Here is a 24600-nt window from a genome sequence, read left to right as displayed (position 1 = left end):
GGCGCATCCCACGCCGTGCCGCCCCGGCCACACGCCCTGCGATGCGCAATACGCGCACAACAGGCGCGCCGCGGGACTCGGCAACCCACCCACATCAACAAGGATTCCCATGCGTTATTTATCCGCGTCCTGCCTCGTCACCCTGACGTTGGCCGCCCTTGGCAGCGCACACGCCCAGCCCGCCGCCGACGCGGCCATCCCGGTAGGCGTCAACAATTTCGTCCGAGCGGAATCCGATCTTTACATGGGCAAGATGGTGGCCGACGGCGGGCTGGGCAAGTTTGTCCATAGCCGCGAACCGGTGGCCATCGACGCCCAGAACGTTATCCGCATGAACCGCGACACCCTGTATTCGTCGGCCGTGTTTGATCTGGATGCCGGGCCGGTCACCATTGAGCTGCCGCCGGCCGGCGAGCGATTCATGTCGATGCAGATCGTTGACGAGAACCACTATGTGCCCGCCGTGTATTACGGCGCGGGCAGCCATACGCTGACCAAAAAGGATATCGGCACGCGCTATGTGTTTGTGGCGGTCCGCACGCTGGTCGATCCCACCGACGCCAAAGACCTGAAGCAGGTGCATCAGCTACAGGACGCCATCAAGGTCACCCAGGCCAAGACCGGGGAATTCGTGGTGCCGAAATGGGATCAGGCAAGCCAGAAACAAATGCGTGACGCCCTGCTCGTGCTGGGTTCGACCGTTCCCGACTACAACCAGGCGTTCGGCACGAAAGACGCCGTGGACCCCATTCAGCATTTGCTCGGCACCGCAACAGGCTGGGGCGGCAACCCCAGCAAGGACGCCATCTACCTGAGCGGCGCGATTCCCCAGAATGATGGCAAGACCCAGTACCGGCTGCACGTGGGCAAGGTGCCGGTCAAGAGTTTCTGGTCGGTCAGCGTCTACAACGCCGACGGCTACTTCCAAAAGAACCCGTACGACGCCTATTCGATCAATAACCTGACAGCCAAGAAGAGCCAGGACGGTTCCATTACCATTCAGTTCGGCGGCTGCGATGGCAAAATCGCCAATTGCCTGCCCATTACGCCGGGTTGGAACTACACCGTCAGGCTGTATCAGCCGGACGCCAGCATCCTGAAGGGTCAATGGCGCTTTCCGCAGCCGCAGGCGCAGGCGCAGCCGTAACCGCGGCCGTAGCCGTAGCCGCAGCCGCCGCCGGTTATCGTTGCGCCCCACGCGAAGCAAGGTAATACGTCATCATGAACTGCCCCGAAACGTTCATTTCCACCGACGCAATCGAGCCTGCATTGCGTGACGAATACTGGCGCGAGGTCACGCGGCCGTTCTGCGAGACCTCGCGGATTTCGGCGGCCGACACGGCCACGCTGGAAGGCAGCATGCGGCTGCGCCACCTTGGCGGATTGACGCTGGGTTCCACCACCTTCAACGCGCAGCGCTACAAGCGGGACAAGCCCACCATTGCGCGCAGCGGACTGGACCATTACCTGGTTCATGTCTTGACCGCTGGTTCCATACACGGGGACTTTGACGGGCGTAACCTCGTGGCCGCCCCTGGCGGCATATGCATCATCGACCTGGCCCGGCCTTACGAATGCAAGGTGGATGCCGGCGAACGATTGGCTATGACCATACCCCGCGCCGGCATCGACAAGCTGCTGGGTCAACGCGATGTGCATGGCTTCGTGCTGCCGGCCGGCCAACCGATGACGCGTATGCTGGTCGACTACCTGTGCGGCTTTCACGCGGTGGCCGGGCAACTGTCGGCAAGCGAAGACATCGCGGCGCAAGACGCGCTTGTCACGCTGTTGTCAGCGGGCCTGTCGAACGCGGCGCCTATCCAGGACGAGCCAAAATCCCTGCTGGGTCAGGCGTTGCGGGCGCGGGTGCTGGCTTATATTGATAACCACCTGTCTGATCCGGCGCTGGGTCCGGACCTGCTCACGCAACGTTTCCGCGTGTCGCGCGCGCATCTTTACCGCATCTTTTCCGACCTTGGCGGCGTCACTCATACGATCAAGACACGTCGCCTGGACGCGGCTTACGCCCGACTCGTCGATGCCCGGAATTCAACGCGCCCGGTCAACCAGGCCGCCGCGGATGCCGGCTTTCGCGACATGCGCCGATTTCGCAAGGCGTTCCTGCTGCGGTTTGGCGTAACGCCCGAAGACGCCCGTGAATGGGGCAGCGCGGTCTTGCCACCGGTTGGCGGCAACAATGTTCTGTCCAGACATTTTGCCGCGCACAGCCCAACGCTGCGGGCGGCGTGAGGGGTTCAGCGGCGTGAGGGCTTCAGAGGCGTTAGGGCTTCAGCGGCGTGGGCGGTGTCTCTAGCTTGAACGCCGTCAGCGCGCTTAAGCGCCCAGGCGGCTCAGAACCGGTAGGCGAATCCTAGAATCGGCCCCTGCTGGATGACGTTGTACACAAAGCCGTTTCGATCGTAATTGACGCCAAGCGCGCGGTAACCAAGCATCGCCGAAAGATTGGATTCGAACTGATAGCCCAGCGCTGCCGTCACGTCCCAATCAAGCTTGGCTTGCCCTGCGCCGATAACGCCCCAGCCTGTCAGATACCAGCGCTCGTTCAAGGCGTATTGCCCGCGCAAGCCGGCCACCGCATCCACCCAGGTTGCGCTGTCGGTTCGGCTTCTTCCGCCTAGCGCCCCGCCGTTCAAGGCGATTTTCGTGCTGGCGGACCAGAGCCGTGCTCCACCGATGACGTCAAGATGCCCGCGATCGCTTTCCAGCACGGTATAGCCTGCGCCAACAAAGCCGGAGAATGACTTGGACTTGATCTTGACGCTTCGGCTGAGAATGCCGAAATCCGTATTGCCGCTTCCCGACAGTTGCGAGTACATGACGTCGCCCAGCAGGCTGAAGCGCCCGTGGCGCGCGTCGACCGCGCCCATGAAGGCCAGGTCAAGCTCGCTCATGATGTCGCTGAAACTGGAATTGAGCCTGGCCGGCGGCTGCCCGAACTGCCCCACCTTGCCGCTGATGCCAGACGCCCAAATATAGGGGCTGACGCTGACACGCCATGCGTCGCCATCGCCAGATTCGCTTTTCAGCAGCGGACTGACGGGCAGCATGTTTTCGGCCCAGGCCGCGTGGTTTGCCCCTAACAGCAGGCACGAAAAAAACAGCGGGGTAGAAATGCGTGTCATGAATACTCGATGATGCGGCGTCGGAGGCACAGGCAAGAGAACAAGCGGCGCGCTTTTATGGCGCGCCGTTATGGCTTAAGCGCCGCGGCTTCTGCCCCGCAGTCCAGCCTCGCCGCCTGCGGCTTTGCCTTAGCTGCCTGCACTTCTTCGCGCGCCGCGGCCACATCCGCACGAAACTCGGCGTAGTTTTGCAATAGCGCCACGGTGGCCGCGCCCATCGTGCGGCCGGCATCCACATCGCTTTGCCAATGCGCGTTGCAGACGACTCGGCTTTGCCCGAACTCCAGGCCGCGCCTGAACAATGCGTTGGCCCGATCCGGATTGATTTCCGCCAGCACCAGCGCCCACGCCCACCCTGCCGCCGTGTGGCCCGACGGATATGACCCATCCGTGCGCAGCAAAGACTCTTGCTCGGGAAAACACGTCCCTTCGTTGTGCACGACGAACGGGCGAACGCGGTTATAGGTATTTTTGACGCCGTAGGTAGACAGGCCGGCATCGGTCAGCACCTTCTGCATCAAGCGATACAGGTGCGGCGTTTGCGCCTCGGTGATATCAACACCCATCGCGCACGAGAAATTCTTGGCCGGTTGCGGAAACTGCAAATCAGCGTCCAAACGCGCCTGCGTGGCGCGCGCGGAACCCCGCAAGGGAATCGTTGCAGCCCTAGCCTCCTCATCGCGTGCGTATGCAGCGCTGGTGGCGGCAGGCGGCGGCCCGAGCAGCTCAAGGCTGTTGGGCAAGCGGTCTTTAGGGATATAGCCGGGCGCCAGTTCAAAGTGCGGATCGGTAACCGCCGGGCCATCGGCATTGCCCGCCGCGTACGACATCGCATGGGTCATACCCATCACAACCAGAGAAATGCTGGCGGCCTTGCTGCGAGTCTTTGAAAGCATACGATCTTCACTGTCCGTCTAATGTCTGAACGCTTCACGCGCCGACACTTGAACGTGGCAAGCCGCCTGCGGTGTGAAACCGTTGGCGAATTTACACCGATGCTTTTAAAGCAAGTCGTGATCGCGATATAGATGAGACAGATCGATGTGAATAATGAGACGCTGCGGCTGGAAGGCAGTCAGACTGCCAGACTGAGAAATTGCAGTCAGACTGCCCCTCTTCCACATCGGCCCGGATCTATCCCCGGCCTACGCAACCCAGGGATAGCCGATCTCTTCGAAGTCAGCGACAAGGACGTCACGGTCAATCGGTATGCCTAGCGATTCGATGGCGGCGATTGACAGCGCTTGGTGGTTGAACGCGCGGGCCACCAATGCCGGGTCGACGTCCACCTCGTAGTACTCCTGCGCCCAAGACCGGTAGAACGCCGGCCCATTGCAAAGCCACTTGAGCAGCGCCGCTTGGCCGCCTTCGTCGGCATCGCGCGATGACACGGCACGCCAAGCGCCCGCGTCATTTTCGAACCACATCACGAAGGTCGCTTGCTCCATCGAGAACGCGGGTTCGGCCATGAATTCCGCAAAGCGTGCGGGAATTTGCTGCGCCACGCGGTCAAGAAACGCGCCGCCTGCCTCTGCCCTGCTATCCGAAAAACAGCCTTTGACGGCGCAACCATAAGGCGCGTGAATGACGAAGTAATCGTCGCCCTCACCGTTGCGCATCGAGCTCATATGCTGATCGTCGGCCCATCCGGCGTTATGACTGAAATAACGCATGCTCCAATCTTGGCAATAGATGGCGTCCAGTATGGCCAGCGCTTTTGACTTGATGAGCAGCGCATCGGGCGAGGGAAATTCGTTCAAAAGAGTCATGGTCCGGCCGGGCAAAAACAGACGTCATGGAAGAAAGGATGCGCGCTAGATCGCCGGCCCTTTCAGTTCGATTTGGTTTCCGTCAGGGTCCAAGCAATAGATCGACAGCCCTTCGCCCTCCGCACCGTATCGCATCACCGCCTTGTCCGCCTCAACGCCGAACGCCTTGAGATGCTTGAGAATGGCCGCTTCATCGAACGGATCGACGCGCAAACAGAAGTGGTCGACATTGTGCCCCGCTTTGCCAGGAGCCTGGCCGCCCGCCGCGCCCAAGGGGCCTTGCACATCCACCAGATCAATCAAAGACCCGCCCGCGCCCAGGTGGATCATCGCTAATTTCTCGTTCTTCTTTCTAATGGAGCAGCCCAGGACTTTCGTATAAAAATCCACGCTGCGCTCCAGGTCCCGAACCCTGAGGACGACATGATCCAAATGCTTGATCTGAAATACCGGCATGATGATCCTCTGGGGTGAGAAAGATTGGGAGGGGTTCAGATCGCTTCAGTCCCGGTTCAACTGGCTATCAAGCTGCTTGGCGACCGCCTGATAGTGCTTTGCCGACGCGGCGTTCTTTTCCTTGGCGTATTGCGCGCTGACCATTTTCGCCGCGCGCGCCGCAACCTCGAAGCTGTCATCGACGTCGACGCGTTCGGCCTCTTTGGCGGCGCCGATCTCGCGGCCGTCGAACAGGCCGGCGCGATACCCATTGCCGTCATCGACGACACCGATAATCGGAACGCCCGCGCGGACTTCGCCAAAAAAAGCGGGACCCGCTTTGCTGCCGTTACGCGCCGCGATCATCCCCACGCCCGTTGCGACACGGGTGACGGTGGAGCACGGACCTGTCCAGTACTTCGCACCCTCCCCCAACGATTCAGGCGCAACGAACTTGCACTGTGTGGACGGGTCCGTGGACCACTTGAGCGCGGTGCCCGGTTCGACCGCGCCAGCCGTGGCCGACAGCATCGCGCAGACCAGCCCCAAGCCAGCGCCCAACGACATCCGGCGCGCGTTCTGTTTGTTCAATGGCACGTTCGAAACTCCCGAGGTTGGTCTGATTGAATCACCGCACCCTGCAAGCCCCAGCCACGCCAAGCGCAGGCAAGGTCAGGTCAGCATGATGGCTCGGTTTTATAGCACCCAGCCTTGCGCAAACATGTTGTGATTCGCAGCAATCCCGTAAACAAAAATGGATCGCGTGACATTTTTTTTCTGATGGGCGTAAAGGCTCGGCGCAGCACGGCGAATGGATAGTCAATCGCGGGGCAGCCTGCGATCAGTTCGTGTTGATCCAGTCTTGAGTGTCCTGGATAAACCAAGGAAGATTCAGCCTTTCGCCCTCGCCGGACTGTATGGTCAAGCGTTGGCCGGACGAACCCGGCGCGCTGGTCGCCGCCTTTGCTTTTTCGGACGACCGGGTCCGATATTCCATATCGGTTTGCCGGGGCGGATTGTCCGCGCAGGCGGCAATTGACGCGCACGCCAACGCGGCCAGGACTGACCGCAGTGCTAAACGAAAGGTTCTCATGAGTTCTGCTTCCCGCTGGCGGCACAGGCCGACGTGCCAGGCAATCAAGGCCTCTACCGCGTACCTTACTCGCAGTAGGGGCCGGCGTCAGCGGTTTGCGCCGCCATCGGAATTAAAAGCAGGCGGAATTAAAAGCTGGCGGATTTAAAAGCTGGGCTTGCGGGCGTTGGATTGATTCATGAATTCCATCCGCGCGTTGGTCCACGCGGGATCATAGAGTTGGACGGTCACGCCGGAGTATTTCAAAACGGCTTGGGTCATATCGGTCGAGCAGCCCATGCCCGGATTCGTACTCGGCTTGGTGCACCATTCCAAACTCAGGTCGTTCGGATAATTCGACTGCCGTCCGTACTTCTGCACCACCGCCTGGGCCATCGCCTCTTTGTTGGCGGGCGTCCACGGCATTTCGTAGTTGATCTGCGAGACCACCAACGGCCGCTGCTTATCGACGGGCACGCGCGGTTCGAAGTGAACGACCAGCTCGACGCCGTCCTTCTTGTAGCTGAAATTTTTGGGCGTCTTCGTGTTCGTTACAGGGTTAACCTCTGCGTATCCCGCTTTGATTTCGCTCTTGCTGACGTTGAAATTCTTGGCGGCGGCCGCGGCGGCCTCGTCATAGTCCATACCGGTCTTGACCCCGGCGATATCAAAGGTCCGGGCGTCGACCGACCGTGGGGCTGCTGCGTGCGCGGGAACAAACGCCAAGGCATTGAGCGCGGAAATCAGGACTGCGGCTTTCAACTTCAAAATAAACATCCTCTGCAAATGGTGCCGGGATTATCCGCAGGCCGCTTTATACCGTCCCCAATAAAATGCAACAATATTTATCGATTGATGTATTCATCCATCTGTTCGCCGGCCGCCCAGGGGCGCCAGCAAGCGCGGCCCGCAGCCCTTCGGCTACAGTGCTGTTGGCGCCGCAGCGGCAAGGCTGCGAGCAAATGAATTCAGGAGTAGTACAGCAGTGAATGACACCCACACCCCGGACACCGACATCGCCGAAGACAGAAAGGAACAAGAGCCCCGGCTGTGGCGCGACGACGGCTGGACCGCTCGCGTCATCAAGAACGAAGACGACGACGGCTGGGCCGTGGAAATGACGCTGGACGGCCAAGCCGAACCGGCGCTGGTCGGCCCCTGGACCATGGGGCGTGACAAAAAGAACCCCAAGCCGCTCGACTCTTCGGCCTTCTCCACCTTGGTCAAAACCGCCAATGAAGTCTTGCGCCGCCACGAACAGCAGCTGCACGCGACGCTGCACAAGAGCGTGAAGATTGACGCTGCGGCGGGCCGCCTGACCATCAAGCTGGATATCGTTCCCGATGAAGACGAGCCTTATGCGGTGCTAAGCGCCTACGATGAATTGGGTGAACAGCTGGCCCAAACCCAGGTTGCACCGACGTACAAACTGACCGTGCAGCGCGCATCTGAGTGGGCCAGCGGCGGCTTCAGCAAGCACGGCTAAGCGCCAAGCGTAGCGGGGGCTATTTGTCGACGGAGCGCATATCGCAAGTTGTCTCGGCAGAAGCGCAAACGCCACGAAACCACGCACGCCCCCGCGTGCGGTCCTTGGGAGCCAGCGGCTCCCAATTTTCGCTTTGGCGCATCTCGTAATCCAGCAGCAGCCATTCGCCATCGCACGCGACGATGCCGCGCAAGGCGGCTCTTTCCGTCAGCCAGTCGCTTTTCAAATCCAGCAGCCGCTCGCTGCCCGCGTCCGGGCGCGCGTAGCCCCGCGCTGACTGAATGCCAACCTGCGCATCTTCCGCTTCAATCCAGCCCACGCCCCGGTAAACGGGGCGTGGCCGGGGCGTGTCGTTGCCGGTCATGTCGTCGCTGGCGTTCTTGATCTTGAGCCAACCGTCGCGTGCTTCGGTCACGTCGAAGGTGACGCTGTAGTAATCGATATCAGGATCGGGGTCGTCGCCGCGCGTGGTCGGCAGGCGGCCCAGTACCTGGGCGTTGGCAGACGGCGCCGCGCGCACGGCAATCGCAGGCTTTACGTTGGTCGTCCAGCCCGAGACGCTGCACGCCGTGGGGCCCGACGGCGTCCAGACGGCAACGTTGGACGTGGCCTGCCCGCCAAATGCGGGCGATGCGGACGATGCGGCCAGCGTGGCGACCGTGGCAACCGCAAGGAGAAACCGTCGCACAGTCATCGGGAGATTGTCAAAAGATCGCGAATGTAGGCGTCGAGCGTGATGGCGCCCCGCAAGGCGTCATCCGGCATATCAAAGCCGCCGTCAACGCTGACTGCCGTCATGCGTGCGTAGGAATCGGCTGCCGCCTCGGAAAAGCCCAACTTGCGAAAAGCCGCTTTCCAGTCGTCGCGAGGCGTGACGGCCAGTTCGACGGGCCGGCCAAGCGCGGCCGCAAATGCGCTTGCGACATCGTCGGATGAATAGCGTTTCGGGCCTTCCACATACTTCACGCCGACGTCGTCCAGAGACGACATCAACCTGTTCGCCGCCACCTGACCCAAGTCCTGCGGCGCGACCATCGGGATGTCGAGGTCGGCCGCGAACGGCGTAGACAGCCTGCCTGCTTTGGCCGCCTCTAGTTGGGCGTCCCAATTGCTCATGTAGTAAGCGGCGCGGTTGATGGCGGCCGGGATCGATTGACGACGCAGCCCCTGCTCGAATTCCCACAGCACGCTCAGGTCGCCGATACGCTCGCCGGGCTGCGCACCGCTGGTCGATTCAGCCACGACCTTCTCCAGTCCCGAGTCTTCAAGCGCCGCCAAAATATTGGCCGCCGTACGCCGCTCGACAACGTCGGTATCCGTCGCGGTATCGGCCGGCGGATTCAGCAAGAAGGCGCGTTTCCCAAGGCGAAACGCGGCGCGCAACGAGTCCACGTCGTCAACATCGGCTTCTGCAAGCACGGCCCCTTTGTCGCGCCAAGCGCTAGCGCGACGGGCATCGCGCGTGACGATCACGACCCGTTCGCCCCGGCCAAGCAGCGTTGCCGCCGTGGCGGCGCCTACATGGCCCGTTCCACCCATGACGATGTACATGCGTAATCTCCTGCAAACCAAGGCCGCGCCTTCTGCGACAATGCGCCGGCGCCGTGGCCGGCCTTGTGCGCCATCGCGAAACGCGCCTTCCTGTGTAGGCTTCCCGGGATTTTTCCCCCGGGTGGTCCCAGTTCTGTTCCCAGTTCTGTTCCCGATAATTCTTTGATTTATACAACAACATCAAATGAACGTAAGCGCGTTATGTGTGGCGATGCTGGGCGTTGTGCTGCTGACTCAAGCACCGCTGTCCGTCGCCCAAAATGTCAATGGAAAAAACTTTTTACGCAGCGTTGCGCCATGTGCCACGGCGCAGACATCAAAGGAACGGGGCCTCTGGCCAACAAGAGCAACCCTCCCACTCCTGACCTGACTACCGCCGCGTTCAAAAAGCGGCTTAATGATTATCCGGGCGTGATTGTGTCGTCGGTGATCCTGCGCCCCAACGGGGACCTGATCCCAAGAACGTTGCGAGAGAACGGTGTCAAGATCGCGCCGCATGCTTGGACCGTCCAGGATTTTCGGGATCTGAACCAGTACATGAGCGGCGTGATTGCAAAAAGCCGGTGAAGTTCGCGATAGACTTAACGGCCGCCGAACCCGCGGGTTCGGCTTCTACACAGGAATTGATTCAATGAGCAGTATTTTTCCAGGGGATCTGTGGGCGGTCGGGGAAACTCGCACCGACGGCTTGTCGGTCATCGTTCGTTTTCGTACCGGGCTGCCGCCGGCGCCTGATCGTCAGGCCAATGACAACCTGGTCTTCATCTCCTGGCCGTATACGGGCATCGAGTCCGGCATGCCCAACGACGAAGACAAGGCGCTTACCAACCGCTTTGAAGAGGCCATCGAGCAAGGTTTCGAGCACTCTGATCTTGGCGTGATGGTGGCTTGCATGACGGGCAATCATCTGAAGGAATGGCGCTTCTACACCCGTGACGTCGAAGCCTTCCTGGACGCGTTCAATGCATGCCTGGCGGGGCATCCGGTGTATCCGCTTCAGCTGCGCATGTTCAAAGACCCCGATTGGAATGCCCTGGCTGAATTGCAGCCTGAAGGTTCAGACCAGGTTCACTGAAGACGGTTGGCGGGGCTTGCCACGCGTGCATGTCGCGCCTGACGAGCCGCGCATGGGGTGTCCGCCATACCGCGCATGGGGGTGCCCGCCACACCGCGCGTCGGGTGCCAGCGACACCGCGCATGGGGTGCCTACGGTGGGCACAGGGTTAACGATGCAGGCCCGACAAGTGTTAAAAAAACACGTTGTGGCGGCCTCGGCATCAGCATCGGGATTCGCCGCCGGTAACGCGCGGCCTTCCCGCGCCCCACCCCCAGGCGCGCACGAAGACGCCTGATGTCAGGAGCCCCCTATGCCCAAATTCGTGACGATAGGATACGGAGACCAGGCCGGTTACGACCGCACGCCCGCAACGCTGCGCGACGCCGCCCACGCGCATGACGCCGCTTTGCAACGACGCGGCGTCTTGATGGGGATTGCGGGCGCCCCCGTCCAAGTGCGCAATCATGAGTCGGCTAATGTTCAAACGACGACCGGCCCCTATATGACATCGTCCTTGCCCGTGGCAGGATTTTCCATCATCGAGGCCGCCAATCTGGCCGAGGCAATTGATATGGTGGCCCGCACCCCCTGCGCGATCGCGCACGGTGTTGTTGAGGTGTGGCCGCTGGTTTAGGTGTCAGACTGCAATATCGCAGTCTGACACTTACATCCTGGAATTGCAGTCTGACACCTAATTCCTGGAGCTCGATGCTGGCCTGCTGAGAATTGTGCACAGCGTTCCCATGCCCCCGCCGATGGTCTACAACGCCGTATTCCACCAAGGCACGCTGGACGGCCGCAGTGAATACATCGCGCGGCGCGCCGCCGAAGTCTGCGATTTTTCCCGCCGCCGCAACGTACCGGCCAGTGGCATTGCCAGCACGGACAGCCAAAGGAAAAACCTATAGGCGCATAGGAAAGCAGTATTTGAATTGAATGCAAGCTCTCCCTAGCATGGATCTGCGCTGATATCGCAATCAAATGGCGCAACGAAAAAGGCGCACCAAGCGCATCGATCCAAGGGAAAAAGATGTTCAATCTTCGCAAGGCCAGTCAGGCCTATTGCTTCGGCGCTGCTCTGATCAGCGTATTGCCGTTACTTAGCAGTGCGGCCCATGCTCAGTCCGCCTACCCCGACCGCCCGATCCGGCTGATCGTTCCCCAATCCGCAGGCTCTGGCGGCGACGTTGTCGCCCGGTTGTTAAGCGAGAAGATCGGTGCCGCGCTGGGGGCCTCGGTCGTCGTCGAGAACAAGCCCGGCGCGAACGGGATTGTGGCCACGTCGTATGTGGCGAAGTCGGCCCCCGACGGCTACACCCTGCTGTTGGCGGGCGTGTCGCAGATGAGCTTCAACCCCAAGCTGTACAAGAACTTGCCCTACGACGCGGGCAAAGATTTCACGTATGTCGCCCCCGTGGTCGATACCCCGTTTGTGTTGGTGGCGGGAAAGAGCAGCCCTTTCAAGACCTTGGCGCAGCTGGTGGCCGCCGCCAAGGCGTCGCCTGACAGCGTGACCTACGCCAGCGCCGGCGCCGGAAATTCCACGCACCTGTCCACGGAAATGATCGCGGCGGGCGCCAACATCAAGCTCAAACACGTGCCCTACAAGGGGTCAGGCCCGGCGTTGAACGCCGTGATCGGCGGGCAGGTAGACATCATGACCAGCGTGCTGGGCTCAGCCCTGCCGCAGATTCAGGGCGGCAACGTGGTGCCGCTGGCCGTGCTGGCAAGCGAACACGCCAGCGACCTGCCCAACGTGCCGACGTTGAAAGAAGCAGGCATTCAAGCCCCTTCCATGCCCGGCTGGTTTGCTGTGGTGGGACCGGCAGGCATGGATGCGGCGGTGGTCGGCAAGTTGAATAGCGCCATTCAGGCCGCTATCACCGAACCCGCCATCAATAAGCGGCTGAAGGATCTGTACTTCATCCCGCTGCAAGGCACCGCCGAGCAAATGCGCGCACGCGCTGACGAAGACGCCAAGGTATGGGGTGACTTCATCGCCCGCACCGGCGTACAAGTGGACTGACGCTGCCCGCCCCTTCTTTCTGATCCGTGGAGGATCGTCATGAAACCTGTTTACACCCTGGCCGCCATCGCGCTTGCGGCGTTGAGCCTGAGCCCGTCCGTCCACGCGCAGGACGCCGCCACGTGGCCCAGCAAGCCGGTGCGCATCATCGTGCCTTTCGCAGCGGGCGGGTCCACCGACATCGTCGCGCGCAAGGTCGCGCAGCGTTTGGGCCAGCTGACCCATCAACCCTTCGTGGTTGAAAACAAGCCGGGCGCCGGCGGAACGCTGGGTGCGGCCTATGCGCGCGCGCAGCCTGCCGATGGCTATTCGCTGTTTCTTGGCACGGTCAGCACGCAATCGGTAGCGCCCTTTCTGTACAAGACCCTGCCCTACGATCCGCTAAAGGATTTTCGTGGTCTGGCGATGATTGCGTCCGTGCCAAACGTGGTGGTCGTCAACAAGGACTTGAAGGTCCACGACCTGAAGGCCTTGATCGCCGCGGCGAAGAACAAGCCCGGTGGCTTGACCTATGGCTCAAGTGGCTTGGGCTCTTCCAACCACCTGGCCACCGAAGCGCTGCGCGCCAGCCTGGAACTGCCAGTCACGCACGTGCCGTATCGGGGGTCCGGCCCGGCCTTGACCGACACCATGGCCGGCCATGTGGACTTCATGCTGGACGTGGCGATGACGTCGTTGCCCTATATACAACGGGGCGACGTCAGCGCCGTTGCGGTCACGTCAAAGCAGCGGCTGCAAGTGTTGCCCAACGTGCCCACGGTGACCGAGCAGGGCTTTCCCGAGTTTGAGGCCTTGGGCTGGTTTGGCTTGTTTGCCCCCGCGCAAACACCCAATGACGTGGCTGAAAAAGTCGCGGCGCTGGTGCGCGAGGTCGTGCTGGAAAAGGACATGGTGGCGTATTTCGATGCGCAGGGCGCCACCGCCAGCGGCGTCACGCTCAAGGGCTTTGACGACATCGTCGCCGAAGACCGGGCGCATTGGGGCAAGGTGGCGCAGCTGGCGCAAATCAAGTCCGAGTAACGCAGCCGGCGGGGTCACTTATGCCAGGCCACGCCGCCCCACCGCCCGGTTGCCACCAAGTCTTTCGTGACTTCGATGAGCGTCTGATGGATGTGGGTGCAGACCATACTCTTCTCGGTAGACAGCGACATGCAAACCGATACCCGCCGGCTGAATGCCTTGTCAGCGATGGGCGTCGAGACGATATTCTCGGCGTGGGCCTCCGGGCCGCCCAACGCGGACGAGGGAAGCACGGTCCAGCCCTTACCCGCCCGAACCAGCGCCAGCAGGACCGACACCGCGCTGGTCTCGGCGACGAGCGTCAACGGCAAGGTTTCCTCGGCGAAGGCGCGGGCCGCCAGCACGCGTATCGAATTCGGAAAGCTGGGCAAGACCAGAGGCAGCTCAGACATCTGCCGCAGGGACACCGCTTCTACTCCCAGCGACGGGCCGATCAGGTACAGGTTTTCGATCAGCAGCGGCGTCGTGGTCATGCGGGCGGGTTGCGGCTGCACATCCATGGCGACGGCGATATCCATGCGGTGCAAGGACACGGCCACGGCCAAGTCGGCGCTGCTGCCTTCAATGATTTCAAGCAGCACTTCAGGATACCGCTGGGCCACCGCTTCGATCAGCGGCACCGCCAACACGCGCGACGTGCTGGTCGGCAGGCCCACCGTGACGTGGCCGGCCGGGGTATCGCGGCCATGCTTGAGCGCGGACTTGGCCTCTTCCACTTGCCGAAGCACCATCTTGGCGTGCCGGTACAGCAACTTGCCCGCGTCGGTGGCGCGTACGCCGCCGGGGCCGCGCAACAGCAACTGCGTCTCCAGCTCGCCCTCCAGATTCGCCACGTGTTGGCTAAGCGAGGGCTGCGCGATGTGCAAGGTTTCCGCCGCGGCCGTAATGCTCTCCAGCTCGACGATGCGAGTGAAGTACTTGAGTTGTCGCAGGTCCATCAGGATTTCCTATCTCGAGCACGAATCATATTCAACGATGGCGCCTTCCGGCCACGCGCTGCGCGTAATCCCTAGGAAAAATGGCGATATTCAGCTTTCCTACGAACATCACTTTTTCCTATGCCGCTATTCAGATTGCATATTGGCGGCGACATTTCCGCGTCAATAACATGATTGCCAAATCGGTTGCCGCCAGGCTTTAACCACAGATCCCGACATTGCTTTCAAGGAAGTTCATGCAGTCCTATACAAAAAACGAAGACGTGGCCTGGGTCGTTCCGCCTCAAGACTATGCGGATACCCGGCCTGCCACGTTCGGCATTCCCGAGCCGCGCTCTTGCTATCTGACGATGCGCGATGGCTGCCGCCTGGCCATTGATATCTACATTCCTACGGCTGACGCGAGCCAAGCCGCCCGCCTTGAGCGTGAAGCGCCCGCACAGTTTCCCGCCATCGTGCTGTTCACGCCCTACTACCGCCGCTTCAAGCTCAAGGCAGGCGGCACGGGTGAACGAGCGCCCAACACCGCAAAGTTCCGCGACTTCTTCGTTCCGCGCGGCTATGCCGTGATCGTGATTGACGTGCGTGGCACGGGGGCCAGCTTCGGCACGCGTGACAGCTTCCGCTCGCCCCGCGAGCGCGATGACAGCCGCGAAGTGGTGGACTGGATCATCAAGCAGCCGTGGTCCAGCGGCGTGGTGGGCGCCACCGGCATCTCTTACCTGGGTGCGGCGTCGGACTTTCTGGCCAGCACCGGCCACCCGGCCGTGAAGGCCATTGCCCCGCTGTTCTCCGTTTGGGACACCTATACCGACAACTACTTCCCGGGCGGCATTCCGCTCAAGGCGCTGACGCAAAGCTATGACGACCTGATGGTCGCGCTGGACCATGACCGCCGCGACATGCTGCACCGGTTTGTCTACTACGCCAACCCGGATTTCGAAGGCCCGCAACCGGTTGACGAGGATTCTGACGGCGCCCTGCTGCAAGCGGCCATCCACCAGCATCTTGGCAACTTCCGCCAAACGGAGTTCATGCCCGAGTTCCGCTTCCGCGAAGATCCGCTGCCCTATGACGCGGCATTCAGCTCCGCCACGTTCAGCCCCTACAGCTTGGCCGAGCAGATTCCGCGCGATGTGGCCGTGCTGTCGGTATCGGGCTGGATGGATGGCGGCGGCTACATGAACGGCGCGATCTCGCGCTACCTGACCTTGTCGAAAAACCCCCGCCATCTGTTGCTGGGGCCGTGGGACCACGGCGCGCGCATTGACGTTTCGCCGTGGCGCACAACGCAGATGGCCGACTTTCCGTGGCTGGCCGAGATCCTGCGCTTCTTCGACCACTATCTGCTGGGCCACGACACGGGGCTTGATGCCGAAGACCCGGTCCATTACTACGCACTGCATGCCGAAAAATGGCGCAGCTCGGCACAATGGCCGCCCTACGAGAAGCGCCTGGACAGCACGCTGCACCTGACGCCCGCCGCCTCGCTTGAGCCCGCCCCGTCATCCGGCACCTCGCACCAGGCCTATCAAGTCGACTTTGCAATCGGCACTGGCGCCGGCACGCGCTACGAGCGCATTGCGGCCATCAACAGCACGACGTACTACCCAGACTGGCAAGGCCGCACTGATCTGATGTGCAGCTTTACCTCGGCGCCCCTGCCCGCTGCGGTCGAACTGGCGGGCCACGTGGTGGCGGACTTGTGGATCAGCAGCAGCGAACCGGACGCCGGCTTGTTCGTGTACCTGACCGAAGTCGAGGCGGATGGCGCCGAACGTTACGTGACCGAAGGCATGCTGCGCCTGCTGCATCGAAAAGTCTCGCACTGCCCCTCGAGCTACAAGACGTCGTGGCCATTCCGCACGTTCAGCCGGCAAGACGCGTCGCCCGTCACGCCGGGCGAGTTCGAGCGGATCAGCCTTGCGCTGCTGCCCACCGCCTGGCAGTTTCAACGGGGCAGCCGCTTGCGGATATCGATAGCGGGCGCCGACAAAGACCATTGCGGCCAGGTGCCTCACGGCCGGCCCCCGTTGTTGAAGATCGGCACGGGCGGCGCGTACAGCTCTCGCGTGGATTTTCCGCTTCGCCAGGGAGATCGTCAGCAGGAGCCATCGCAGGCGATCAACGAGGCAAGCCGATGACCCCGCCCTTCACGCTGACGCCGCACGACGTTCAGCTTCTGACCCGGGCGAATGCGCGCGCGCCGAAGGCGGGAGAGCCCGATCCGCTTCTGAAAGCACTGGATGACGTTGCGCAACGGGCGGTCGGCCACCGCCTGTTCACCGCGTTGCGCTATGACCTTGAGGCCGGGTTGGCGCATCGGCTCTACAGCAGCGCGCCCGACATCTATCCGGCCAGCGGCGTGAAGCAAATCGGCGCCGCCCCCGCGTTACGGAAAATGGTGGAGTCCGGACAGCCGCTGCTCACCCCGGACGCCGCGGCCGTCCGGCTCAATTTCCTTGATGCCGACGCCATCTTCGCCTTGCAATGCGAAAGTGTGTTGAACATTCCCGTGTACGGCCAAGGACGATTACTTGGGCAAATCAATCTGCTGCACGCGGCGAACACCTACACGCCCGCCCACGTGGATTTCTGCGCGGGCCTGGCGCTTATTGCGGCGCCAGCGCTGATAACGCCGCGGCCACCTCCGTAAGCACCGGCCCCCACTCCCCGGGCGCGGGTTGTCGGAACAGCCGCATCGATGGATACCAGGGCGAGTCGTCGCGGCCCAGCAGCCAGCGCCAATCGGGCGCAAACGGCAACAACACCCAGACTGGGCAGCCCAGCGCACCAGCCAGATGTGCGGGCGATGAGTCCACCGTCACCAGTAGATCAAGCAGCGTGATGAGCGCGGCAGTATCGTCGAAGTCGCCGAGGTCATGGCCCAGCGACAGCATCGCCATGCCCGCCGGCGGGATGGTGACTGGGTCGGCGGCTGGGTCGGCGGCAGCGCCCTTTTGCAGCCCGATGAAGCTCACGCCCGCTTTTGCAACCAGCGCAAGCGGCGCCAGATCCGCCAGCGCCAATGATCGCTGCGCGTCGTTCGGATGAGTGGGCCGCCCCGCCCACACCAGCCCAACCCAAGGCCGCGGCACGTCCGCCAGACGCTTGCGCCATTGCTCGACGCGCTGCGGATCGGCGTGCAGGTACGACGTGCGGACCGGCAAGTCGCCCAGGCGCAACCCCAGCGGCAGCGGCAGGCTCATCAGTTCGCAATGGACGTCGAACGGCGGCGGTATTGTGCCGGCTCGAATAATCTGGTCAAAACCGCCGCTGCGCTCGGCCAGCGCATAGCAATCGTCATTGACTTCAAGGATGACGCGCGCCCCGCTGCGCTCACGCGCCCGCGCCACCAGCCGCAAGAATTGAAAGGTGTCGCCGTACCCCTGCTCATCATGGATCAACAAGGTTTGGCCCGCGATGGGCTGCCCTTCCCAGCGAGGCTGCTGCACATGGCGCGCCCGCATGGCCGTGTGCGCCATCCGGTAACGAAAACGGTACTCGCGCCAACCGGCATCGAAGTCGCCTTGCAGCAGCAATAGCTCGGCCAGATCGAACCGCGCGCTGGCATCGCCAGGCACGTCACGAACGGCACGTTCAAGGATCTTGCGCGCCTCGTCCACCTGGCCCTGGGCACGAAGCACATGCGCCTGCACGCTTGCCGCGTAAGCGTCGGCGACGGTGAGCTGCGACGCCGCAGCCGCATCCTGGACCGCGCTGGTCTGTTCGATCGGGGCCTGTTCAACGCGGGCCTGTTCAATGCGGGCCTGTTCACTGTGGCTCTGTTCAATGCGCGCCTGTTCGATGCGCGCCAGGTTCTGCTGCGCAAGCGGCGTCAAGGGGTCGATGTCAATGGCGCGGCGGATGGCGCGCAGGGCCTCGTCATGGCGGCCTTGGTTGCTCAGGGCAAGTGCCTGATTACCCAGCGTTTGTGCGTGATCGGGGTTCAACGCCAAGGCGCGTTCATAGTGCAATAGCGCCTGCGCGTTGTCGCCCAGCAGTAAACAGGTATTGCCCAGGTTGTTATGCGTTTCCGGGCGGTCGGGCAATAACACGGCCACACGCTGCAAGCATTCCAGGCTGGCGGCCAGTTGCCCCGCCTCTTGCAGGATGATGCCCAGGTTGCTCCAGCCTGCGGCCAGTTGGGGGTCCAGCGCCACCGCGCGCCGCGCCGCGCTTTCGGCGTCGGCCAGCCAGCCCTTCTGGCGGCACATTTCGGCCAGATTGCTGTGATACATGGCAGGTGCTAGCGGCGATGCGCAAGCCGCGCGCAGGTGCGCAATCGCCATGTCCTGGTGTCCGTAGGCATGCGCCATCAGGCCCAGCAGATGATGCGCGTCGGGCTGATCCGGCACGGCCTTCAGCACGGCCAGGCACAACGGCTCGGCCTGCGCCGCCTGGCCGGCGTTCCAGTGCGCATAGGCCTGGCTCAACGCGGTTGAGACAGTCAGCGCAGGGGTGGCGGAAGAATTGTTGTTGCCCAAGTGACCCGTTCCACAAGGATAAGCAAACGTCAGAAAGCAGACATTATCCTCGTAGTCAGCGAAACGTTCTCGCTTCAGACGGCAATATCCCAGGGCGCCATGCCGGTCGTTTATGCTGTCGGACTGCAATTATTGGAGTCCGTGAATGCTATGCATGAAGTGCGGGTCAGGCTGCGAGCGTGAAGATCGTTACTGCCGCCACTGCGGCGCGTCGCTTGCGCGCCAGTTTGGCCGCAGCGAGGAAACCGACAAGGCGAAGTCCACGCCTGCTCTTACCCGGGTGGACATCCAGCCCTTTGTCATCCGAGGGCGCCAGGTCAAGGTCGACTGGCTATATTGGCCGAGCCTTGCCGCCTGCGTGCTGGCGGTGCTGGGTTTCATCAGCGCGTGGGGGCAAGGCACGGGGTATTTGTGGTTTGCACTGCTGTTTGTCGTTGGCCTGGTGTTCAAGCCCGCCAACGACCTGCGGCGCGTGCGCTTTGCCCGTGTATGGCGCAGCACCTGCCTGGAATCGAACGAGTCGGGCGACGTGTTCATCACGCAGTTTGGCGGCGATTGCCCAATTTGCGGCGGGGAACTGGGGCTGCGCACGGTGCGCGGCGGGCCCAGGCACTACACCGACAACCCCATCTACACCATCGTGCGATGCGCGGACCAGCATGACCATTACTGGCACTTTGATCCGCTGGCCATCCACCCGCTGCGCAATGACGCGCCGCCGCGCGAATGACGGCAACGTGACCCGGCTGGCCGCGGCAATCAGCTCTTGGCTTGCCGCGCCAGCTTCTGCTTGCTGCGGTCGGCGGCTTCCTGGGCCAGGTTCTTGATGTAGCCCTCGTAGGTCTCGCCGTGCGTCGCCTTGCGCACTTCTTCGCCAACCTGGCACGCCCACTTCTCGCCGCCAATGATCAGCGCCGATTGCGTGATCAGGTCGGCATACGACGACCGCAACACGAAGGCGATGCTCTTTTCATAATTGCCCCCTTCGCGTTCAAGCTTGGTGGCGATCTGCCAATTCGACACGGCATTGATCAGCACCGCATTCAAGTGGTCGAAGTGCGCGCGGTAGAAGGTATTGCGCGGCAGCCGTATCAGCGCTTCAAAGAAACCGTGGTTGATGTCGTCATCAGGCACGTCTTTGTCGCGGTCGATCAGGTCGTCCCACAAGTGGGCGATGCGGCACACCATGTCGACGTAGTCCGCCGCGGCCGCATTCCCCTTGAACCAGGTCAGCAGCTGTTCACGCTCGAAAAAATGCTTGGGCATGGGATGAATTCAAATAGCAGCGATCCGGCCCAATGGGCCGGATCGCGTGGGGAAAGGGCGGGCTTATTGATCGACGATCAGTTTACCCTTGCTCAGCAAGTCGTTGATAACCTGCGCGCTGGACAGCGCCCCGTTGTTGGTCAGGTCCACGTTCTCCAGCACGATCTTCTGGTTCACGTTGTTCTGCAAGTCGCCATTGGTGCTGACGTTGATCACCGTATCGCTGCCCTGCTTCTTGAACTCCAGGAACTGCGACAAGGTGCCGGTGTGCTCGCCCTGCAAGAGATCGCGCAGGTCCAGCACGTCGCCCTGATTGGCGATGGTGGCGTTGGAGAAGTCCTTGATGCGGTCAATGGCAGGGGCGGCCGCCGTACCCTGGTCGTTGAGTTCCCACTTGAAGGTATCGCTACCGGAACCGCCCACCAGGATGTCGTTGCCCTTGCCGCCGACCAGGACGTCGTTGCCCGTGCCGCCGTACAGAATGTCGTTGCCCTCGCCGCCGTTCAGGTAGTCGTTGCCGCCCTGGCCGTAGAGGATGTCGTCACCCTTGCCGCCGTACAGGAAGTCGTCGCCGCCGCGCGTGTCGTTGGCTTTGTCGAACTCGGCATGGTTTTGCTGCAAGTACGAGAACAGGTCCGCCGTGGTCGGCGCCACGCCGCCCTTTTGCGCGGTCAGGTAATCCACCAGCCCCTGCCAGCCCTGGCCGTCGTGCGTGCCTTGGGCGTGACCAGCCCATGACAGGTGATCGGTGTTGATGGTGTCGCCAAACATGATGTCGTTGCCGTCACCGCCGTGGATCGTGTCGCTGCCCACCGCGGCCAGCTCCGTCGACGAATGGCCGCCTTGCAGCGCCGCATTCAGTTCGTTGGCGTTGTTGACGATCTGCGGCTGGCCCACCGTGCCGGTCACGTACTGCGTAGAGGTGCTGCAACCACTGCTGACTTCGACCCCTTGCGAACCGGTGCCGGTGGCATTGGTGTTGTCAAAGAAGCGCAGGTAGTCGCTGTTGACGCCCGCACCCATGCCGATGCCATACATCACCACCTTGTTGCCGCCCACCAGCACGCCGGAGCCGTCCACCAAGGGCTTGGCCGCATCGATCGAGTTCTGCAGCACTTCCTTCATGTTGCCCGACTGGCCATTGTTGCCGTACCGGTTGGGATCGCCATCCGTCAGGAAGAAGGTCAGGTTCTGGTAGTTATGGGCGGCGTCCATGCCGCCGGTCACCTGAGAATTGAACCAGCTGACCGCCTTGTTGAAGGCGTCTTCGTAGTTCGTGTTCCCGTTGGCGCTCAGGGCGTCAATGGCGTCAAGCAGCTGCTTGACGTTGGATGCGCTCAGGTTGTTGATCGTGACACCCGTCTTGGCCGTATCCGAGAACGGAATCAGGCGCACGTTGACGATGCCGTCGTGCTGGGCCAGTTGATTGGCCAGCGACGTCAACGACGCCTTCAGCAAGTCGATACGCGTCACGTTGGTGTTGCCGATCTTGTCCTTCATACTGCCGGACACGTCGACGATCAACGAGATGTTGTAGTTCTTGCCCGGCTCGACCGCCGTCACGGAGCCGCCGCGGTCGCCAACGATGATGTCGTTGCCGCCACCGCCGTTCAGGTCCGTATTGCCGTTGTTGTTGCCCAAGACCAGTTTGTCGGTGGACAGCGTGAACGTGTGTTCGGCCGACGTGTCCTTGCCTCCGTGTTCCGTGCCGCCCGCATCACGCACCGAGAAGCCAAACGACGAATCGCCGCCATTGCTGCCCGCCGTGAAGACGAGCTTGCCCGACTGGATATCCGCCACGGAAATCACTTGGCCCGCGGTGACCGGCTGGCCGTTGAACGTCAACGTGCCCTCGCCTGCGCCCGGCGTGCGGGTGATGACGACGCTTTGGAAGCTGTCGTTCTCGACGCCATCGTTAAACGGGAAGTCGCCGACCTTCAACACGTAGCTGCTGCTGATGTTGACGTGCGCCGATGCATCGCCCGAGACCGGGGCGTCGTTCGTGCCCACGATGGTGACCGAGACCGGGCTGGATGCCGTGCCGTCCTGCGACGCCACGCTGAAGCTTTCCGACAGCGTTTGGCCGGCCTTCAGGTTTTGCACGGCGGCCAGCGCGTTGTTCAGCTGGTAAGTCCAGTTGCCGTTCACGTCCACCGTGAACGTGCCATACAGGCCCGGCACGCCGGACTGCGCCTGCATGAAGCTCTGGTTGGCGTCAGGGTCAGACACCGTCAGCTTGCCGCTGGCGAAGACGGCCGAGTCTTCATACACGGTGTCGGCGCCCGATCCGGTGATCGTGGCCGCATCGTTCTTGCCCATGATGGTGACCGTCAGCAAGGCCTGGCTGGTGCCGCCCTCGCCATCGGACACGGTGTACCAGACCGAGGTCTGGCCAGGCTGGCCTTCGGCCAGATATTGGAAGTCAGTACCCGGGTCGAAGGAATACGTGCCATCGGCGTAGATGATGAACGTGCCGCCTTGCAGGCCCGCCACCGCCTGGCCCACCTTGGTCCCATCGCCGCCCACGGCCGACACGTGCAGCGCGTCGCCGTCCGGGTCCACGTCGTTGGCCAGCACGCCCTTGGTCACGTCGGTAACCTGAATCGACGTGTCTTCGTCCGTGTTCGCCTGATCATGCGCGGCTTGGGGCGCGGGGTTGGTGATGTTCCAGTTGAACGTTTGCTGCGTCGATGCGCCCGCCGAATCCGTTGCCGTCACGGTGATGGTGTGCACGCCGGTGCCGCCAAACTGGGACGCCGAATGGTCGATCTTGCCGCTGATGACGCCGGTTTCCGGATCGATGCTCAGCCCCGCCGGCAGGCCGGAGGCGGTGAACGTCAGCTTGTCGCCCGTCGCCAGGTCGGCGTCGTTGAAGTGGCTCGACACATCCACGCTGACGACCGTTTGCGAATCTTCGCCGTTCTGGTTGGCGATGGCGGTGGACGTGGGTCCCGAGTTGGTGCCCGTGACCGTCACCGTCAACGTGGCCGAGGACGTGCCGCCCTCACCGTCCGACACGGTGTAGGTAATCGACGTCGTCGCCGTCGCGCCGTTCGCCAGATTCTGGAAGGCGCTGCCGGGGTTGAACGAGTAGGAGCCGTCGGCGTTCAGCGTGAACGTGCCGCCGTTGGAACCGGCGATGGCCGCGCCCACGTTGGCCGCGTTGCCGTTCACTTGCGAGACGATCAGCTTGTCGCCGTCCGGGTCGGTATCGTTGACCAGCACGCCATGGTCGGCGTCAACAGACAGCGTGGCGCTTTGCTTGGTGCTGCCTTCGTCGTCGACGGCGGTCGGTGCGGGGTTTTTGACGTCCCAGGAGAAGTCTTGCGTGACCGAGGCGCCAGCCTTGTCGGTGGCGGTGATGGTGACGGTGTATACGCCATCGGCACCGCCTTGCGAGGCCGAGCGGTCCAGCGTGCCGGTGATGATGCCGGTAGCCGGGTCGATGGTCAGGCCGGGCGGCAGGCCCGTGGCCGAGTAGGTCAGCACGTCACCCGAGTCCACGTCCGTGAACTGGCCCGAGATGTCGACCGGGGTAATGGCTTGGCCGTCGTTGCTGTTCTGGTCGTCGAGCGTGACGCCCGGGGTCAGCGTGGGGGTGTCGTTCGTGCCGGTGATCGTGACGGTCAGCGTCGCGGTCGACGTGCCGCCTTCACCGTCCGAGACGGTGTAGGTGATCGACGACGTTGCGGTTTGGTTCACGCCCAGGGAGTTGAATGTCGAGCCCGGGTTGAAGGTATAGGAGCCGTCGGCATTCAACGTGAACGTACCGCCGTTGGAGCCCGTGATGGCGGTACCGACGTTGGCGGCGTTGCCGTTGACTTGCGAGACGACCAGGTTGTCGCCATCGGGGTCCGTATCGTTGGTCAGTACGCCGTTGGCGGCGTCAACATTCAGCGATGCGCCTTGCTCCGTATTGCCTTCGTCGTTGACGGCGGTCGGTGCCGGGTTCTTGACGTCCCAGGAGAAGTCTTGCGTGACCGAAGCGCCAGCCTTGTCGGTGGCGGTGATGGTGACGGTGTACACGCCGTCGGTACCGCCTTGCGAGGCCGAGCGGTCCAGCGTGCCGGTGATGATTCCGGTAGCCGGGTCGATGGTCAGGCCAGGCGGCAGGCCGGTAGCGGAGTAGGTCAGCACGTCACCGGTGTCCACATCGGTGAACTGGCCGGAGATGTCGACCGGGGTAATGGCTTGGCCGTCGTTGCTGTTCTGGTCGTCGAGCGTCACGCCCGGGGTCAGGGTCGGCGTGTCGTTGGTGCCGGTAATAGTGACCGTCAGCGTCGCGGTCGACGTGCCGCCTTCACCGTCCGAGACGGTGTAGGTGATCGACGACGTTGCGGTTTGGTTCAC

24 protein-coding genes and 1 pseudogene are annotated in these 24600 nt (G+C 62.4%); 12 read left to right on the top strand and 13 right to left on the bottom strand.

Annotated features, from left to right (window positions below):
- The first annotated feature begins 109 nt into the window (after window positions 1–109).
- Window positions 110–1147, top strand: coding sequence for a DUF1254 domain-containing protein (locus tag ACFZAI_RS26425; RefSeq protein ID WP_391569754.1), 1038 nt, complete (start codon window positions 110–112; stop codon window positions 1145–1147).
- Between the two features lie 74 nt (window positions 1148–1221).
- On the top strand, window positions 1222–2250 hold the full coding sequence (locus ACFZAI_RS26420; protein ID WP_391569752.1) for a helix-turn-helix domain-containing protein: 1029 nt from the start codon (window positions 1222–1224) through the stop codon (window positions 2248–2250).
- A gap of 101 nt (window positions 2251–2351) precedes the next feature.
- On the opposite strand, the gene ACFZAI_RS26415 is transcribed toward ACFZAI_RS26420, so the two are convergent.
- The 7 genes from ACFZAI_RS26415 to ACFZAI_RS26385 form a co-directional block, all read right to left on the bottom strand.
- A complete protein-coding gene (locus ACFZAI_RS26415; RefSeq protein WP_391569751.1) occupies window positions 2352–3143 on the bottom strand; it encodes a hypothetical protein in 792 nt (263 codons plus the stop codon).
- Window positions 3144–3211: 68 nt separating this feature from the next.
- Window positions 3212–4039 (bottom strand): phosphatase PAP2 family protein, encoded by an 828-nt coding sequence (locus ACFZAI_RS26410; protein ID WP_391569750.1) that lies wholly within the window; start codon window positions 4037–4039, stop codon window positions 3212–3214.
- A 249-nt stretch (window positions 4040–4288) separates the two neighbouring features.
- Window positions 4289–4912 (bottom strand): hypothetical protein, encoded by a 624-nt coding sequence (locus ACFZAI_RS26405; protein WP_391569749.1) that lies wholly within the window; start codon window positions 4910–4912, stop codon window positions 4289–4291.
- 45 nt (window positions 4913–4957) lie between these two features.
- The gene (locus ACFZAI_RS26400; protein ID WP_391569748.1) at window positions 4958–5368 is read right to left on the bottom strand and encodes a VOC family protein; all 411 of its coding nucleotides are present in this window, start codon (window positions 5366–5368) and stop codon (window positions 4958–4960) included.
- Window positions 5369–5413: 45 nt separating this feature from the next.
- Window positions 5414–5944: a hypothetical protein gene (locus ACFZAI_RS26395; RefSeq protein ID WP_391569747.1), complete on the bottom strand. Its 531-nt coding sequence runs from the start codon at window positions 5942–5944 to the stop codon at window positions 5414–5416.
- A 244-nt stretch (window positions 5945–6188) separates the two neighbouring features.
- The gene (locus ACFZAI_RS26390; RefSeq protein WP_391569746.1) at window positions 6189–6440 is read right to left on the bottom strand and encodes a hypothetical protein; all 252 of its coding nucleotides are present in this window, start codon (window positions 6438–6440) and stop codon (window positions 6189–6191) included.
- A 144-nt stretch (window positions 6441–6584) separates the two neighbouring features.
- Entirely contained in the window at window positions 6585–7196 is a 612-nt protein-coding gene (locus tag ACFZAI_RS26385) for a hypothetical protein (protein ID WP_391569745.1), read from the bottom strand.
- Window positions 7197–7404: 208 nt separating this feature from the next.
- Here ACFZAI_RS26385 and ACFZAI_RS26380 point away from each other — a divergent pair, with 208 nt between their 5' ends.
- Window positions 7405–7905, top strand: a complete 501-nt coding sequence (locus ACFZAI_RS26380; RefSeq protein ID WP_391569744.1) for a hypothetical protein — start codon at window positions 7405–7407, stop codon at window positions 7903–7905.
- A 19-nt stretch (window positions 7906–7924) separates the two neighbouring features.
- On the opposite strand, the gene ACFZAI_RS26375 is transcribed toward ACFZAI_RS26380, so the two are convergent.
- Window positions 7925–8599, bottom strand: coding sequence for a hypothetical protein (locus tag ACFZAI_RS26375; RefSeq protein ID WP_391569743.1), 675 nt, complete (start codon window positions 8597–8599; stop codon window positions 7925–7927).
- Window positions 8596–9456, bottom strand: a complete 861-nt coding sequence (locus ACFZAI_RS26370; protein WP_391569741.1) for an NmrA family NAD(P)-binding protein — start codon at window positions 9454–9456, stop codon at window positions 8596–8598. The genes ACFZAI_RS26375 and ACFZAI_RS26370 overlap by 4 nt, the downstream gene beginning before the upstream one ends.
- A gap of 184 nt (window positions 9457–9640) precedes the next feature.
- Here ACFZAI_RS26370 and ACFZAI_RS26365 point away from each other — a divergent pair.
- The 6 genes and pseudogenes from ACFZAI_RS26365 (at window position 9641) to ACFZAI_RS26340 (ending at window position 13559) form a co-directional block, all read left to right on the top strand.
- Window positions 9641–10023 (top strand): annotated as a pseudogene (locus tag ACFZAI_RS26365) (c-type cytochrome).
- 64 nt (window positions 10024–10087) lie between these two features.
- Complete coding sequence (locus ACFZAI_RS26360; RefSeq protein ID WP_391569740.1) at window positions 10088–10531, top strand: DUF695 domain-containing protein; 444 nt, start codon at window positions 10088–10090, stop codon at window positions 10529–10531.
- Window positions 10532–10823: 292 nt separating this feature from the next.
- Complete coding sequence (locus ACFZAI_RS26355; RefSeq protein WP_391569739.1) at window positions 10824–11147, top strand: YciI family protein; 324 nt, start codon at window positions 10824–10826, stop codon at window positions 11145–11147.
- 109 nt (window positions 11148–11256) lie between these two features.
- Window positions 11257–11421, top strand: a complete 165-nt coding sequence (locus tag ACFZAI_RS26350) for a hypothetical protein (protein WP_391569737.1) — start codon at window positions 11257–11259, stop codon at window positions 11419–11421.
- Between the two features lie 122 nt (window positions 11422–11543).
- Entirely contained in the window at window positions 11544–12539 is a 996-nt protein-coding gene (locus tag ACFZAI_RS26345) for a Bug family tripartite tricarboxylate transporter substrate binding protein (RefSeq protein WP_391569736.1), read from the top strand.
- 39 nt (window positions 12540–12578) lie between these two features.
- On the top strand, window positions 12579–13559 hold the full coding sequence (locus tag ACFZAI_RS26340) for a Bug family tripartite tricarboxylate transporter substrate binding protein (protein WP_391569734.1): 981 nt from the start codon (window positions 12579–12581) through the stop codon (window positions 13557–13559).
- 14 nt (window positions 13560–13573) lie between these two features.
- On the opposite strand, the gene ACFZAI_RS26335 is transcribed toward ACFZAI_RS26340, so the two are convergent.
- Entirely contained in the window at window positions 13574–14497 is a 924-nt protein-coding gene (locus ACFZAI_RS26335) for a LysR substrate-binding domain-containing protein (protein ID WP_391569733.1), read from the bottom strand.
- Window positions 14498–14733: 236 nt separating this feature from the next.
- Here ACFZAI_RS26335 and ACFZAI_RS26330 point away from each other — a divergent pair, with 236 nt between their 5' ends.
- Window positions 14734–16641 (top strand): CocE/NonD family hydrolase, encoded by a 1908-nt coding sequence (locus ACFZAI_RS26330; protein ID WP_391569732.1) that lies wholly within the window; start codon window positions 14734–14736, stop codon window positions 16639–16641.
- A complete protein-coding gene (locus ACFZAI_RS26325; protein WP_391569731.1) occupies window positions 16638–17153 on the top strand; it encodes a GAF domain-containing protein in 516 nt (171 codons plus the stop codon). The genes ACFZAI_RS26330 and ACFZAI_RS26325 overlap by 4 nt, the downstream gene beginning before the upstream one ends.
- Here ACFZAI_RS26325 and ACFZAI_RS26320 read toward each other — a convergent pair.
- Complete coding sequence (locus ACFZAI_RS26320) at window positions 17110–18984, bottom strand: tetratricopeptide repeat protein (protein ID WP_391569730.1); 1875 nt, start codon at window positions 18982–18984, stop codon at window positions 17110–17112. The two genes, ACFZAI_RS26325 and ACFZAI_RS26320, sit on opposite strands and share 44 nt — an antisense overlap.
- Before the next feature lie 145 nt (window positions 18985–19129).
- Between ACFZAI_RS26320 and ACFZAI_RS26315 the strand changes: the two genes are divergently transcribed.
- Window positions 19130–19714 (top strand): hypothetical protein, encoded by a 585-nt coding sequence (locus tag ACFZAI_RS26315; protein WP_391569729.1) that lies wholly within the window; start codon window positions 19130–19132, stop codon window positions 19712–19714.
- A 29-nt stretch (window positions 19715–19743) separates the two neighbouring features.
- Here the strand turns inward: ACFZAI_RS26315 and ACFZAI_RS26310 are convergent, their stop codons facing one another.
- Both ACFZAI_RS26310 and ACFZAI_RS26305 read right to left on the bottom strand, forming a co-directional pair.
- The gene (locus tag ACFZAI_RS26310; protein ID WP_054428056.1) at window positions 19744–20250 is read right to left on the bottom strand and encodes a hypothetical protein; all 507 of its coding nucleotides are present in this window, start codon (window positions 20248–20250) and stop codon (window positions 19744–19746) included.
- Window positions 20251–20313: 63 nt separating this feature from the next.
- A partial coding sequence (locus ACFZAI_RS26305; protein ID WP_391569728.1) for an Ig-like domain-containing protein occupies window positions 20314–24600 on the bottom strand: 4287 nt, incomplete at its 5' end.

This window comes from Achromobacter sp. NPDC008082, from assembly GCF_042957345.1.
Taxonomy (GTDB): Bacteria; Pseudomonadota; Gammaproteobacteria; order Burkholderiales; family Burkholderiaceae_B; genus Achromobacter; species Achromobacter kerstersii_A.
This window is presented reverse-complemented; position numbering and strand designations above follow the sequence as displayed.